This is a genomic window from Rhodospirillales bacterium, from assembly GCA_023898785.1.
In the GTDB taxonomy this organism is placed as follows: domain Bacteria; phylum Pseudomonadota; class Alphaproteobacteria; order Micavibrionales; family Micavibrionaceae; genus TMED27.
Window position 1 is genome coordinate 1809595 of sequence record CP060239.1, and the last position, 15408, is coordinate 1825002.

The 15408-nt window shown below is 48.8% G+C and carries 14 protein-coding genes; 5 read left to right on the top strand and 9 right to left on the bottom strand.

The features are described from left to right. The first annotated feature begins 42 nt into the window (after window positions 1-42). Window positions 43-546, top strand: coding sequence for a hypothetical protein (locus H6859_09050; protein USO05285.1), 504 nt, complete (start codon window positions 43-45; stop codon window positions 544-546). Between the two features lie 59 nt (window positions 547-605). Here H6859_09050 and H6859_09055 read toward each other — a convergent pair whose 3' ends face one another. Further along, a complete protein-coding gene (locus H6859_09055) occupies window positions 606-986 on the bottom strand; it encodes a hypothetical protein (protein ID USO05286.1) in 381 nt (126 codons plus the stop codon). Between the two features lie 75 nt (window positions 987-1061). Continuing rightward, entirely contained in the window at window positions 1062-2639 is a 1578-nt protein-coding gene (locus tag H6859_09060; GenBank protein USO05287.1) for a phosphoglycerate dehydrogenase, read from the bottom strand. A 165-nt stretch (window positions 2640-2804) separates the two neighbouring features. Here H6859_09060 and H6859_09065 point away from each other — a divergent pair, with 165 nt between their 5' ends. Further along, on the top strand, window positions 2805-3437 hold the full coding sequence (locus H6859_09065; GenBank protein USO05288.1) for a hypothetical protein: 633 nt from the start codon (window positions 2805-2807) through the stop codon (window positions 3435-3437). Window positions 3438-3446: 9 nt separating this feature from the next. On the opposite strand, the gene H6859_09070 is transcribed toward H6859_09065, so the two are convergent. After that, entirely contained in the window at window positions 3447-4625 is a 1179-nt protein-coding gene (locus H6859_09070; protein USO06744.1) for a phosphoserine transaminase, read from the bottom strand. A 124-nt stretch (window positions 4626-4749) separates the two neighbouring features. Between H6859_09070 and serB the strand changes: the two genes are divergently transcribed. Continuing rightward, on the top strand, window positions 4750-5652 hold the full coding sequence (gene serB, locus H6859_09075) for a phosphoserine phosphatase SerB (GenBank protein USO05289.1): 903 nt from the start codon (window positions 4750-4752) through the stop codon (window positions 5650-5652). A 129-nt stretch (window positions 5653-5781) separates the two neighbouring features. Continuing rightward, window positions 5782-6738 (top strand): ATP-dependent Clp protease ATP-binding subunit, encoded by a 957-nt coding sequence (locus H6859_09080; protein USO05290.1) that lies wholly within the window; start codon window positions 5782-5784, stop codon window positions 6736-6738. 185 nt (window positions 6739-6923) lie between these two features. Here H6859_09080 and H6859_09085 read toward each other — a convergent pair whose 3' ends face one another. The 3 genes from H6859_09085 to H6859_09095 form a co-directional block, all read right to left on the bottom strand. Then, complete coding sequence (locus H6859_09085; GenBank protein USO05291.1) at window positions 6924-7961, bottom strand: class I SAM-dependent methyltransferase; 1038 nt, start codon at window positions 7959-7961, stop codon at window positions 6924-6926. Window positions 7962-8006: 45 nt separating this feature from the next. After that, a complete protein-coding gene (locus tag H6859_09090; protein USO05292.1) occupies window positions 8007-9662 on the bottom strand; it encodes a type I secretion C-terminal target domain-containing protein in 1656 nt (551 codons plus the stop codon). 443 nt (window positions 9663-10105) lie between these two features. After that, window positions 10106-11428, bottom strand: a complete 1323-nt coding sequence (locus tag H6859_09095) for an adenosylhomocysteinase (protein USO05293.1) — start codon at window positions 11426-11428, stop codon at window positions 10106-10108. 56 nt (window positions 11429-11484) lie between these two features. Here H6859_09095 and H6859_09100 point away from each other — a divergent pair, with 56 nt between their 5' ends. Then, on the top strand, window positions 11485-11871 hold the full coding sequence (locus tag H6859_09100) for a hypothetical protein (protein USO05294.1): 387 nt from the start codon (window positions 11485-11487) through the stop codon (window positions 11869-11871). A gap of 258 nt (window positions 11872-12129) precedes the next feature. Here the strand turns inward: H6859_09100 and rapZ are convergent, their stop codons facing one another. The 3 genes from rapZ to H6859_09115 are packed head-to-tail and all read right to left on the bottom strand — an operon-like array spanning window position 12130 to window position 15408. Continuing rightward, on the bottom strand, window positions 12130-12975 hold the full coding sequence (rapZ, locus tag H6859_09105) for an RNase adapter RapZ (protein USO05295.1): 846 nt from the start codon (window positions 12973-12975) through the stop codon (window positions 12130-12132). Next, window positions 12972-14729, bottom strand: a complete 1758-nt coding sequence (locus tag H6859_09110; protein ID USO05296.1) for a sensor N-terminal transmembrane domain-containing protein — start codon at window positions 14727-14729, stop codon at window positions 12972-12974. The genes rapZ and H6859_09110 overlap by 4 nt, the downstream gene beginning before the upstream one ends. Further along, entirely contained in the window at window positions 14698-15408 is a 711-nt protein-coding gene (locus H6859_09115) for a response regulator transcription factor (GenBank protein USO05297.1), read from the bottom strand. The genes H6859_09110 and H6859_09115 overlap by 32 nt, the downstream gene beginning before the upstream one ends.

The window sequence follows — 15408 nt, forward strand, 5'->3', positions numbered from 1 at the left end:
ATAAATACGAAGACAGTTACCAGGAACTAAGTTTACCAGCAAATGTCCAAGACAAATAATTCTGAAAATAAACCCCGCATCTATAAGGCAGATACACACCTTCAGAATAAAGTTGGCACAGGCCCGCTTGATGAAAAGGCAATTGAACGTTGCCAAAACGTCATGAATAACAACGACGTTGATTTTGCCCCTTTAGCTATGGAATTCCTTGAAAAGCTTGAAAATGCGATAAAAAGTGCCATTGCCAGAAAGAAATCGAAAGAAGAATCCATACAAGAAATGACAAACGCTGTCATGCAGCTCAAAGCCAACGCTTCAACCTTCCATTATACCCTGATCGGCAATATGGCTAACATTATGCTGAGCTTTCTCGAAGGTATCCAGGAAATAGACAATGACGCTATTGCAATTGTCAATGCGCACCACCAAACGCTCAAAGCTATTGTTTTGAAAAAAATGAGTGGTGATGGTGGCGCCATTGGCAAGCAAATGGAAGACGAGCTCAAAGCCGCCTGCAAACGATATTTCGCTAAACGCATGCGATAGAAAAGCCGCTTACAAGGAAACGGCTCTTCACGAAGATAAATGCTTATGGTTCTCAGATCCTATGGTATCCGAAGGAACGGTCCGCCGTTCGACAGGCGAACGATTTCACCAAGACGATCGAGAGTGCACCGTGGTTTTGGAAAACACGCTCCTGGGTAAGGAGCAGAATTGGTAAAGTCTTCCGAAACCTCCGTGCGGCATGAACGGCCGCCGGAACCTTCTCTAAGAGCCGCAATATGTTGCTCTGTACGATCAAGGATTCTATTCATTCCACCAAGTTGCTCTTTGATTTCTTCAAAGGCGGTATCTTGTCTGGCAAGCATCTCGTCCATTCTGACGCAAAGATCCTGCAAGAGCCGCTCAACAACCGCCGCCGCTCCTGAAAATTCTTCCTGAAGCGGTTTGGCATCGCTCTTTGCACCAGTTTCGCTTTTGGACATCTCTTTACCCCTTGTCATCAAACACCAACGGGCCGTGTAAGAAGAAATTATTTTTATGTCAACGAAATATCCGGTCTAAAACGACAGCCGCTTGGCGCTGGTAATTTGCTTTTGCGCCTTGATCTTCGCAAACACCTCGTCATTGACCGGGCCGTCCAGCGCCACCAGACAAATTGCGCCCGAAGCATCCTCCTTGCGTCCCAAGCGGAAATCGGCAATGTTCAGGCCCTCTTGCCCCAGCAGCGTACCCAGCTCACCGATCATGCCCGGCTGGTCATCGTTGCGGATGAAGATCATGTGCGGTTTGAGCGCCACCTCGATCGGCACGCCTTCGATATTGACGATGCGCGGCTCCTTGCCGGTAAAGAGCGTGCCCGTCACATTGCGCGTGCGTTCCTCGGATGTCACAATCACGTTAATCATGCTGCGCCAGTTTTTCGACTCGTCGTTATAGCTTTGCTTGAGCTCAATCCCGCGGGCGTGCGCCACCTGCATCGCATTGACCATATTCACGCTCTCGGTTTGCTGCCCCAGCAGGCTCGCCAGTAAGGTTGAGGTAATCGGGTCGGTATTGACCTGCGTAATCGTGCCTTCATACTCAATCTCGATTTTCTTGATCGCCGTATTGCTGATCTGCCCGGCAAAACTGCCAAGCTGTTCGGCCAATTTCAGATAGGGTTTCAGCTTCGGCGCATCTTCAGCAGAAATCGAGGCCATATTGATCGCATTCATTACCGCGCCGGTATTGAGATAATCGCTCATCTGCTCGGCCACTTGCAGCGCGACATTGACCTGCGCTTCGGTCGTCGCCGCGCCCAGATGCGGCGTACACACCACATTATCCATGCCAAACAGCGGATTGTTCGTCGCCGGTTCTTTTTCAAACACGTCCAGCGCCGCGCCGGCCACTTTCCCGGATTCCAGCGCTACTTTCAGATCGGCTTCATTGACGATCCCGCCGCGCGCGCAGTTGATAATCCGCACGCCGTCTTTCATTTTCGCGATTGAATCTTTGTTGATCAGATTCGCCGTCTTGTCGTTTTTCGGCACATGAATGGTGATAAAATCGGCATTTTCCAACAATTCATCCAACTCGACCTTCGTAACGCCCAGATCCGCCGCACGCTCTTCCGTAAGATACGGATCAAACGCAATCACATGCATTTTAAGGCCAACGCCGCGGGTGGCCGCGATGCCGCCAATATTTCCGCAGCCGATTACGCCCAGAGTTTTGTTATACAGCTCTGTGCCCATGAATTTTTTCTTTTCCCACTTTCCGGCATGCGTCGATTCATTGGCCTGCGGGATCTGCCGCGCCAGCGCAAACATCATCGCAATCGCGTGTTCAGCCGTGGTTATAGAGTTTCCAAACGGCGTGTTCATCACCACGACGCCGTTTTCTGTGGCGGTAGGAATATCGATATTGTCCACGCCAATACCCGCCCGGCCGATCACTTTCAGTTTCTTGCCAGCCCTGATCAATTCGGGCGTCGCCGTTGTCGCGCTGCGCACCGCCAGCCCGTCATATTGATCGATAATCGCCAGCTGTTCCTCGGGGGAAAGGCCGGGTTTAAAATCGACTTCAATACCGTTTTTTTCGAAGATTTCGACAGCCAGAGGGTCCAGCTTGTCGCTGATAAGAACTTTCGCCATAATTTTAACTCCTAATTTTGTCTTGTTTAGGCAAACAGGCGTTCAGGAGTATCACGTTTGGATGGGAAGTAAAGAGGGATTTTACAAAAATCGTAAACCACAAAACCGGTTTTATATTTTCATAATTTCATTGACACGGCAGAGCCCCGCCCTCATAATCCCGCCATGCTTAAAGGCACAGACATCAAAAAAGGGTTTTTAAGAGCACGCTATAAGGTGGCAACATCTTTGTTAAACATCAACGAGCAGCATGTCGTTCGGCTCGCAAGTGCCATGGCGCCTCCAACGGAAGATATTGGCAGATGGGAAGAAACTGTGGCCATACATGAAGCCGGGCATGCTGTTACTGCTATGGCGCTACCACATATAAGCGTTTCCTATATCAATATTTTGAGAGAAACAACGGCTGTAAACTACGGAAACAGTAAACAAGAATTAGGCGATGCAATAATCAGTCTTTTAGCAGGTGGTGAGGCGGTGAAAATGTCAAAACGTACGCGGCACATGACGACGGGCGACGGTCAAGACCTTCACCTCGCTGAAATATACGCGCGCACCCTTCTCATTGTTGAAGGGCACAACCAATCAGCCCCTGATTTTGAGAGATCTGTAAGACGGATGCTTGCCACAGCAAAAATGAAGGCATGGGAAATTTTAATGCAACACTGGCCCGCAGTAGAAGCCATCGCTGAAGTTACGCGCATACTCCCTATTCTAGATCAACGCAAATTGCACCATCTTTTCGAGGAACACCGACAACAAAAACTTGAGGGTATCTCAGCAGATTGCTCAGTCTAAAATACTATTCTAAGCAGCCTCACTCTGGCGTTGCTTTTCCATCTTGGCTGCTGCAAACGCCCAACCGATCCAAGGCATCAGAGCTTCGACATCATCGCCTGAGACCGTTGCTCCGCACCAGATGCGCAGGCCTGCAGGCGCGTCGCGATATCCGGCAATATCATAGGCAACATGTTCTTCCTCAAGCAATTTGCACATCGCCTTGATAAACGGCGTTTTCTCATCCTCGGGCAAGCCTTGAAACCATGCATCGGTGATTTTCAAACATACCGACGTCGCCGAACGGCTGGCCGGATCTTCGGCCAGAAATTCAAATCCGTCGGTTTTAGCCACCCAGTTTTCAATCGCCTTGAGGTTTTCTTGCGCCCGCGCGATTGTCGTGCGAAGCCCGCCGATATTTTCCACCCAACGCAGTGCATCCAAAGCATCGGCCACTGCCAGCATGGACGGCGTGTTGATCGTTTCGCCCTGAAAAATCCCGCCGATCAGTGCGCCTTTTTTGGTCAGGCGAAAGACTTTCGGCAACGGCCAGGCTGGCGTATAGCTCTCCAGCCGCTCCACCGCGCGCGGGGACAGCACCAGCATCCCGTGCGCCGCTTCCCCGCCGAGCACTTTCTGCCAGCTCCATGTTGTCACATCCAGCTTGTCCCATGGCAGATCATAGGCAAACACCGCCGAAGTTGCATCGCAGAAGGTCAGCCCTTCGCGGCTTGCGGAAATCCAGTCTCCATTCGGCACCCGTACACCCGAAGTCGTCCCGTTCCACACAAACACGCAATCATTGGCCGGATCGGTCTGCGATAAATCCGGTAGTTGCCCGTATTCCGCTTCGTAGGCGTTTACATTTTCAAGTTTCAATTGCTTGGTAATATCGCTCAGCCACCCGGATGAAAAACTCTCCCACGCAAACACATCAATCCCGCGCGGCCCCAGCAAAGACCACAGCGCCATTTCGAACGCGCCGGTATCCGAACCCGGTACAATCCCCACCACATAATCTTGCGGAATGCCCAGCAATTCCTTTTGCTTTTCGATCACATCCTTGAGCTGCTTTTTAAGCGGTCCCGCACGATGCGAACGTCCTAGGAGCGCATGACTAAGATTGTCAAAGCTCCATCCCGGCCGCTTGGCGCACGGGCCGGAAGAAAAACAGGGATTTTTAGGTTTGAGGGCTGGCTTTTCCATTATGTCTCTCATTTTTAACTTGTCATTCTAAGCGAAGTCGAGGAATCTTAGCCTTGGAATAACGAACAAAGATCCTTCGACTTCGTGCTAACGCACTTCGCTCAGGATGACAAGCAGGAAATAACGCATGAGTACAGTTTTAACCCTTGTCGCCTCTGACCCCAGGCGCCCCTTGTGTGACGGACATACGCGCGAAGTAATCAAAATCTTAGGCGCTTATAACGTCCAGCCCACCTGCCAGCCCATCTGGATCAAACCGAAAAAGGTTGCTGAAATCGGCGTGAGCGACAACACATCCAGCGCGCTGTTCATGCATTTGCGCGATTTTTTAGAAAAAGACGCCATCGATGTTTTCATCACTCCCATCGAAAACCGCCGCAAAAAGCTGGTCCTGGCCGATATGGATTCCACCATTGTCCGCGGTGAAACACTTGATGATCTGGCCGAACATGCTGGCATTAAAGACCAGATTGCCGAAATTACTGCCCGCGCCATGAACGGTGAGCTGGACTTCCACGCGGCACTCAATGAACGCGTTGGCTTGCTTAAGGGGCTGGGAATCGAAGCTCTGGACAAAACCTTAAGCACCATGATCATCAATCCCGGTGCGGAAAACTTTATTCGGACGATGCATAAGCACGGCGCTCATTGCGTACTGGTTTCTGGCGGTTTCACTTTTTTCACCAGCGCCGTCGCAAAGCAGGTCGGCTTTCAGGCTCATCACGGCAACGTATTGGAAATCGAAGACGGCGCACTTACCGGCAAGGTCAAACCGCCGATTTTAGACAAACACGCCAAAGTCGAATGCTTGCGTACCTATATGGATCGTTTCAACCTCAAACCTAAAGATTGCCTCACCATTGGCGATGGCGCCAACGACATCCCCATGTTAAAAACGGCAGGCCTTGGCATCGGTTATAAGCCAAAACCCGCCGTAGCAAACCAAATTGACAATCTCATCATACATGGTGATCTCAGCGCTGCACTCTATGCGCAAGGCTTCACTGACAGCGATTTTTATTTAACATAAACAACAAACCAAGTCTTAACCCTCTACCGTTATTATAGGGTTTGCGCTATAATGGCGTTGTGCGTGCTTGCCGTGCGTACATTTTTTGAGTTTCTCTTGTAACTTCAACAAACACCCAGAGCAAATATCATGTCTGAGCAATGGTCATATAGCGTTACAAACAACGAACTGGAAGAGTTGTTCCGGCTGTATTGTACCGACTTCACAACCCTGGCAAAACAAGGACGTTACGGGCCGATTACCGGACGGGACAAGGAAGTGGATGAAACCATCCTTATCCTGATGCAAAAAGGTCGTAAAAACGCTGTCTTGCTCGCCCCGGCCGGGGTCGGTAAAACCGCAATGGTTGTCGCTCTGGCTCAAAAAATTGCTGCTGATGACGTTCCGGATTATCTGCTGGACGCGCGCGTCATAGAAATCGACATGGCTCGTATGGCCGCCGGAACCAACAGCCCGGCAGAATTTCAGGAACGTTTTATCCCGATTTGTAAAGGCGTCGCGGAGCGTTATCATAACCCAGAAAATCCGCGTATCATTCTATTTATGGATGAAATTCACCAGATTATGCCTGGTTGTGTCGGCTCGTCCTATGCGGGCTTGTCAGATGTCATGAAACCTTACCTAACCGCAGGCGACCTGATGGTCATCGGCGCGACAACGCTTGACGAATTTCGTATGTATATTGCTGAAGACGCCGCACTGGAGAGACGTTTTCAAAAGGTTTTCTTAAGTGTTCCAAACACTGCGGAAACATATGCCATTCTCAAAGCTCTGCGGCCAAGTCATGAGAAACACCACGGCGTTACCATTTCAAACAATAATCTCATGACAATTGTTCAACTGACTGATGAGCATATGCGTAAGCGTAACCAACCGGATAAATCTATTATCACCATGGATTCCGCCATGGCCTATCACGTTAAAACCTATGGCAGAAACAGTGAAGTTACACTCGATTCAATTTATTATATGATTGGCCGTGAAACAGGCCTGAACAAACAAGCGCTGCATGATGAAAAGAAAATCCAGCGTATTATGAAACAGGTTCGCGAAATTGAAGGTGAAGGCTACACTTATTATATTTAATCTCTTTCAGGTTTAATTCCTCGCCGCTTGCGGCGTAATCGTCATCGCGAGCGCAGCGAAGCGATCCAGTGCCACAAGGATAAATTCTGGATTGCTTCACCGCCTTTGGCGGTTCGCAATGACATGATACCTCGCCCCTTGGGGCGGGGTGTTCATTAACCAAGATTTTTGCTGCGTTTCCTGCACTATTTTTGTGCGCAAAAAACCTTAAAACCCTGTGCTTCAAATATCTTTTCAAACGCCTTGAAATGCTGCTTCAAAATAGCTTCATACGGCAAATGCTTGTTCGCCACCATCCATAATGCGCCTCCAGGCTTCAGGCTGTGACACGCATTAACAATAAAATCCTCCCCAATTGTGATGTCGGCAGATTTTCCTTCATGAAACGGCGGATTCATCACAATAAAATCCAAACCCCTTAAACTGTGTTTTGTACAGTCACACCACAAAAATTCCAGCGCTGCTGATATATCCGGCCTCGCAAGATTTTGACGTGCCATCTCCAAAGCCCGCCAATCTGCATCCAGACATGCCAATGATTTTACAGCGCAATGCGCAAGCACACGGCGCGCCAAATATCCGTAACCACATCCAAAATCTGCTCCTTTGCCCTGTAAATCATTTGGCAAATGCTGCGCTAAAAGCGCCGAGCCCTGGTCAACTTTATTCCAGCCGTAAATGCCAGGCCAGGAGCGAAATGTGCCATCAATAACCTCTTTCGGCTGCCCGGCGGCCAATGCCTTTTTACGCGCCGCCTTATCAACATTGTCTTTGTACGCCCACACAACGCGCGCTTTATGACGTGATTCACTGCAAATATCATACAAACCCAAAGTATCCATGTTCTTGGCCAATCGTCCGCCGCCGGCCTTGTTGCCCGCTGCGACAACCAGTAGACCGCCAGACTTAAGAATCTCCAGTGCGTACGCCATCAAATAGAGTGTTTCAATCTGGTTTTTCGGTGCGGCCAATAACGCAACATCATACGATGTCCCCTCGTCAGGAAGACCGGGAAGCGCTGTATAACCTTGCGCCTGTAATGCGCTTTCATACGGCTTAAAATATTGCTGCAAGGTTAAGTCGCACTGATCAAATTGCCGCAGTGCTAACGTGACCTGCGCATTCAAAAAAAGGGTTTTCTGCCCGGCCGATGGCCACGGCAAAGCACCGGACTCAAATGGATAGAAAAGTATTTGCAGCGCTGCGTCATCAAGTAAAGCCATAGGCCCAACCATACGCGCAAGAACAATGAAAAAACAGGAGTTTTTCTAAACTGGAATTGATGTCTCGGCTTCAATGTTACCGTCTGCGATCAAATCCGCCAGCGTTGCATTCAAGCCGCCATCAAAAACGGCAATGGCTTCAAATGTGCCGCCAATATCACCGTCAGCGTTAATATGAAGCTCCGTATCACTGCCATTTTGTACCAATTGTACAAAATCGCTTAAGGCATCATCGACAGTACTGTAACCAACCAGAATATCTGCGATATTCAAAATATCTCCGCCAACGCCAGCTTCAAAATCAAAGATTTTATCGGCCAACGCATCCGGCAATAACATCACAAATGTATCGCTCCCTGTGCCGCCATAAGCCTGATCAAAACCTTCTCCGATAAAGAGGACATCATCGCCACCCTCACCATAAAGGATATCGTTTCCAAGACCGCCAATGAGCGTATCAGAGCCTTGTTCACTGGCATCTACACGAATACGGTCAATATCCAGATCAAACAGCACGTCTTCATAATCCGCATCGCCCAAATTCGGCAGATCTTCAAAACCTATGCGCAGCACATTCTGATTGGCCAGATCCAGCAAACCGGATACTGCGTGTGTATCGCCGTCCCAGTTAATGTCCGGAGAATCTCCGCGCGGCGTTGTGTGATAATGATAACCGTTTAGAACCTGCTCGGTTGTGCCATCATTATAAACAACCGAAACCAGATTCCCGTCATCATTAATTGTCGCAGCGCGTTCATTCACGCCACCGTAATCATAGACAAAGCTTATGACATTATCACCGGTAATATCCAGGCCAAGATACTCACTATTAACCCGATCACCGTCGGCAATAATAAAGAATCCAAACTGACCACCAGCTTCGCCAACTGGTAATTCAATCTGGTGATCTATGTTGATTCCCGCGTCCTTCACATTCGCCCACAGCACAGATGCCATTTCGATCGTGCCGTCTGCCGTAATGCTATATATACCCAGCGTATTATTATATCCGGCAAAACCATCACGGAATGTCAATGTTGCCGAAGCATCATAACTGACCGTCAGGTTATCGCTGTTAATCCCCAACGCCGGGGTACCTGGCGGGATAAGACTTTGAATATTCGTGCCTTCGATCAACTCTGGAAACGTAATATTGTCGATGAAGTCCTTATCCAGATCCATCAACCCCAGATCTGTGCCGCCATAAAGAATGTCGTCTCCGGCGCCACCGTCAAGCCGGTCATCTCCTTGACCGCCAAAAATCTGATCATTATCGTCATTTCCGTTCAAAATGTCATTTCCTGGCCCGCCATCAATAATATCATTTCCATATGATCCAAAAATCTGGTCATTCCCAATATTTGCCCAAAGAATATCGTCTCCGGCGCCACCCAAAATAATTACATCCCCATAGGTGGTATTCGCATCAGCCAGATTGATCACATCCCCGCCGTTACTTGCAAAAAACTGCTCGATATTATGCACAACCTGCATACCAACATTGTCTGTAAGGCTTAAGAAATCACCATCATCGGTCATGAATAAAAAATCTGTACCGCCAAGCCCGTCATACGCGCTCGAATTGACACGAAATTCTTCGTCAACATCATAAGATTTACTACTGTAAGGATTAACAAGTGTCACTGTAATTTGTTGAAGCGTTCCAGTAAAAAAAATTATATCTGTTCCGTCAGTCGCCATATTATATCCCCGCCTGCTTATTTTTTATTTTTGCCCCAAAAGCGCCTTTTTATATCCCCATGGTAATCAGGCAACCTTTACCCACACTTGTCAGAATACGTTAATTTAGTTAATATTTTATGTAAAATCTTAAGATTTATACGCCTTTTGGTCAGTAAAAATGGGCTTTTTAAGGTGGAAAATTAACCAAATTTTTATGGTTTTGAATAGGAAATATAAAGTAACCAATTGATTTATATGGTTTATTGATAGATTGTATTGTTTCTTGTCAGAGCTTTGGTAACCTGACCAACTATTCCACAGGAAGCATATTGACTGCAGGCGTTACCCTCCATTAAGAAGAGGCGTTGAAATCGGTGTGACGCCATAAGAAATGCATGTCACAAAAATCAATAACTGACTTTTATAAATGATGCCTGAGCCTAGTGTAGCCCGGAAAATGCTTAGTAACGATAATCGTCTTTTTTGAACGGACCGTTGGGTGAAACGCCAATATATTCAGCCTGTGCATCGGTGAGTTTTGAAAGCTGCGCGCCGACTTTTTCCAGGTGCAGGGCGGCGACTTTTTCATCCAGATGTTTGGGCAGGACATAGACTTTATTGTCGTAGGCGCTGTGGTTTTGCCAGAGTTCGATCTGGGCCAATGTCTGGTTGGTGAACGAGGCGCTCATCACGAAGGACGGGTGGCCGGTGGCGCAGCCCAAGTTTACCAGGCGGCCTTCGGCGAGCAGTAAGATACGTTTGCCGTCGGGGAATTCGATCTGGTCGACTTGCGGTTTTATGTTGGTCCATTTCATGTTGCGCAGCGGTTCGACCTGGATTTCGTTGTCGAAGTGGCCAATGTTACAGACAATGGCGTTGTCTTTCATTTCGCGCATGTGATCAACGGTGATGATGTCTTTGTTGCCGGTGGTGGTACAGAAAATGTCCGCACGCGGGGCGGCGTTTTCCATGGTGACGACTTCGTAGCCTTCCATGGCGGCCTGGAGGGCGCAAATGGGGTCGATTTCGGAGACGAGCACGCGGCAACCGGCTTTCCGAAGGGATTCGGCAGAACCTTTACCGACGTCGCCGTAACCGCAGACCATGGCGACTTTGCCGGCCATCATGACATCGGTGGCGCGGCGGATGGCATCAACCAGGCTTTCGCGGCAGCCATATTTATTGTCGAATTTGGATTTGGTGACCGAGTCATTGACGTTGATGGCCGGGCAGCGCAGCTTGCCTTTTTTCTCCATCTCATACAGGCGCAGGACGCCGGTGGTGGTTTCTTCGGAGATGCCTTTGACATCATCGAGCAATTTCGGGAAACTTTCATGCATGCGTACGGTCAAATCGCCGCCGTCATCGAGGATCATGTTGGGAGTCCATATTCCTCCTTGGCCATCCGGGCCTTCGATGGTTTGGTCGATGGCCCACCAGAATTCCTCGTCGTTCATGCCTTTTTTGGCAAAGACCGGTGTGCCTGTGGCGGCGATAGCCGCAGCGGCGTGGTCTTGCGTGGAGAAGATATTGCAGGAGCTCCAGCGCACTGTGGCACCCAAGGCTTGCAGCGTTTCGATGAGGACGGCGGTTTGGATGGTCATGTGGAGGCAACCGGCAATGCGCGCATCTTTTAGAGGCTGTTTGGTACCATATTCTTCGCGCAAGGCCATGAGGCCGGGCATTTCAATTTCGGCCAGCTCTATTTCCTTGCGGCCCCATTCGGCCAGTGAAATATCGGCAACCCAGTAGTCATTTTCCAAGCTCTTCGGCACAGCGCTCATTTTGTTTAGATCCTCTTTAAAAATTAATGATTTGGGCTTACTATAGGGGCATGAGCATGAAATTCAATGAAGAAAGTTCGAAGCCGCCATTTATATACAAACGCAACCCTTTGGTGGAGCATGCGTGGCGAATCTTTGCCCTGAAAGAGGGGAAGGCTGATTATGAGCCTGTTGGCGAATATACTGTGCTGGATTTAGATGAACCTTCTGATTTAACTGAGAAAAAAATGGCTAATCTTATTGCCATTCTGAACGGTCGTCGTGAACTTCAACAGTTGGGCGAGCTTACAAAATCCCGTTTGTTATTTACGCAAGTGCCTGAGGAAGAAGGTGCTATTAATAAAAAATTAATCTTTCGCACCTACGATGGAGATGGCATTTCAAAAGAGAATGCCATTCTTGTAATAGAAAAAGGTGTATTTAAAGATGGCGGGCAAACCTGAATTTTCAACTGTAATTCAACAGTTTTTGAGTGCAGCGAGCGGGCCGGTTGAAACGGTTTCGCCGGCGCATAATTTGGAAAAACCAATGGGGCTGGATTTGCGGCGTTAAAACAACCAGAGCAAAGGGTGTAATAAAATGTCAGGATTACCTCCCCAAAAAGAGCTTTGTTGTCTTTTTGCAGAGAATGCAGCGAATATCACGCAAGTTAGTGCCAGTGCAGAGTGCACTTTAACGTTCGATCCTGAAGGCGGGCCAAATTAGGTCGGTAGGTCACGGTGTGTAACGTGAGTGGCGAGGCCACATTTGGAGAGCCAGCGGTTTATTTCTTCGGTGACAAAAACAGAACGGTGACGTCCCCCGGTGCAGCCGATGGCGATGGTCAGGTAATGTTTGCCTTCTTCCATATAACGGGGGATGAGGGGCTCTAACAAAGTTTGAAACCGCTCTATAAATCCGGAAAAGTCAGGATCTGTTTTGATGTAATCGCCTACGGCGGCGTCCAGTCCGGTTTTAGGTTTTAAGGTTTTGTTCCAGTGCGGGTTTTTCAGGAAGCGTACGTCCATAACAATATCGGCTTCGCGGGGTAAGCCATGGCGGAAGCCAAAGGAAATCAAAGAAATACTTAAGGTTTTTTCGTGGCGGGAGCCAAAATGGCCTTCGAGAATGTGGCGGACGTCGTGCACGGAGAGGTCTGAGCTGTCTATGGTGAGATCGGCCTTGTCTTTGATCTGGCATAATAAATCACGTTCGCGGGCGATGCCGATGCTGACCGGGGCGTCATCGGCCAACGGGTGGCGGCGGCGGGTTTCGGTGAAGCGCTTTTGCAGCACTGCGTCATCGCATGTGATGTAGATCAGGAGTGCTTTTATCTTTTTTACGGTTTCCAGTACTTTATCGGGCGCAAAGCCGCGTGTGCGTGTGTCTATGCTTATTGCTAAAGTGCTAGGATGGGGGCTGTCTTTGATGAGAGCGGGGACGAGACTTAGCGGGAAGTTATCGAAGACTTCGTAGCCCAAATCTTCAAGGTTTTTGAGGACTGAGGACAGGCCTGCACCAGACAGGCCGGTAATGATTAGCGGTGTTTGATTGGTTTGTTCGTTCATATTTTATTCAATATCACAGTGAACCGGGCACCGCGCGGTTTTTCTTCGGGGCCGTAGATGTTTTCAGCGAAGATCTGGCCGCCGTGAGCCTCAATGATTTGACGGCAAATTGACAGGCCAAGGCCAGAATGTTGGCCGTAATGTTCGTGCTGTGGGCGTTCCGAATAGAAACGCTCAAAGATTGTTTTCATTTTGTTTTCAGGGATGCCTGGGCCTTCATCATCGATTGTAATGTGTACTTTTGTGGCCAAGGGGGTTACGTTGACGGTTATTTTGCTGTCGGCGGGGCAGAAAGACAGGGCATTGGAGAGCAGGTTTTGGAAGACTTGCGCTAGTCTGCTCTCCAGTCCCCAGACAAAAATATTTTTTGGCTGGGTATTATGAAGTTCAATGGTGGCTTTAGGGGTTTGGATAGAGCGTGTCCAGTCTTGTTCAGCGCCGTTAGAACGCTCAAGCGGGTTGGCAGCGTAAGTTTCAAGCAGGGTTGTCAGCAATGTGTGCAAGTTTATTTTTTCAAACGCTTCACGGGATAGTTCCGAATCGATGCGTGAGGCGTTGGAAATATCTGAAATCAGACGATCAAGGCGCTGGACATCGTGTTTGATGATGTCCATGAGTTTTTTTCGATCTGAGGTTTTTTTGACGATGGAAGCTGTTTCGATAGCGCTATTGAGAGACGTTAGTGGATTTTTGAGTTCGTGTGCGACGTCGGCGGCGAAGCGTTCAATGGAGTCCATTCGGTTCCATAAGGCGCTGGTCATTTGACGTAGAGCGAGTGATAACTCGCCAATTTCGTCGTGCCGGTGAGACAGGTCCGGTATGTCGTCGGATCGAGCTTGACCGCGGCGTACGTTTTCGGCGGCGTTTGCAAGTTTTTTGAGCGGGCGGGCGATGACTCCAGAGAGATAGATGGAAAGCAGGATTGTCATGGCCAAGGCCCCTGAAAAGATTTTTAAGACGTCAATCCAGACGCGGGAAATATCTTGTTCAATTTCAGTGCTTTCATGGGTTAGCAATATAGCGCCGCTTGGTTTTTCATTCATTAAGAGCGGGGCAGCCGCAGATAAAATGATACGCCCTTGTTTGTTTTGCCATGCGGAAAGGGTAATTTGTTTATTGAGTGCGTCTATAAGGCCTGGGGGGATTTCAGTATTTTCCGGGTAGGTCGGAAGAGACTGGTGTTCCGGCAGGAGATCGATAATAAAGCGCATCATTTTTTTCAGGGTTTTTATGCTATGAAAATCCTGTGTTTTTCTGTCTTCTAAGGCCCAAAGGCGATCATCGTGGTCTGGCAGGGTGCGGGTGTCGAGAATAAGGGTTCCTTGAGTGTTAAAAATACGAATGCGCTGACGGCTCGTTTTGGCAAAGCGAGAGGCAAGTTTCTCTAAATTTTTGAATATGACACGATTTGCATCAATATCTAGGTTGGTGTTGGGGATTTCTTTTTCTGAAAGGCTTGTGGATATTAAATTCAGCTCGGTTTCAAAAGTTTGCAGACGCGCATTGATGAGGTTGTTTTGGTATTGTCCAAGATAGAGCATTCCAAACATCAGGATGAGCAGGGTGATAGCATTGACTGCGATAATGCGCAGGGTGATACCGGTGATACGGCGCTCGGGGCCGCCCCAGTAAAAATCGAGCAAGTGGTCAAATTCCGGTAAATCCGGACGCACGGGGGCCAGACGGAACCAGCGGGCTTTGTCGCCGTTGTGATTTTGGTTCTCAGTTTTCTTTGTATCGGTATCCGACGCCATAAAGTGTTTCAATCTGGTTAAAGTCAGGGTCTGTTTTTTTAAACTTTTTGCGCAGGCGTTTGATGTGGGAATCGATGGTGCGGTCATCGACGTAGATGTTTTCACCGTAGGCCATGTCGATGAGTTGATCACGGTTACGGACAATTCCAGGGCGCTGGGCCAAGGATTTTAGGAGTAAGTATTCGGTAACTGTCAGGTTGACGGGTTCATTGTTCCATGTACATAGGTGGCGCTGGTCGTCCATTTCCAGCGGGCCGTATGTGTATTTCTCAGTGGCATCTTGCGTTTTTTGCGCTTTGCCGTTTTCCTGCATAAGGCTATGACGCCGCAGGAGCGAGCGGATGCGTTCGATCAGCAGGCGCTGGGAAAAAGGTTTGGAGATGTAATCATCTGCGCCCATGCGCAGGCCGAGGATTTCATCTATTTCATCATCCTTGGATGTGAGGAAAATCACGGGAATAGTTAAAGTTTCGCGGAGTTTTTCCAGGACTTCCAAGCCGTTCATGCGCGGCATTTTGATGTCGAGAACAATCAGATCCGGTGTTTCTTCTAGAATGCCTTTAAGGCCTGCTTCGCCGTCATTGAAGGTGGTGATTTCGTAGCCTTCGGCTTCCAGTGCCATTGACACGGAGGTGAGAATATTGCGGTCGTCATCAACGAGGGTAATTTTTGCACTCAT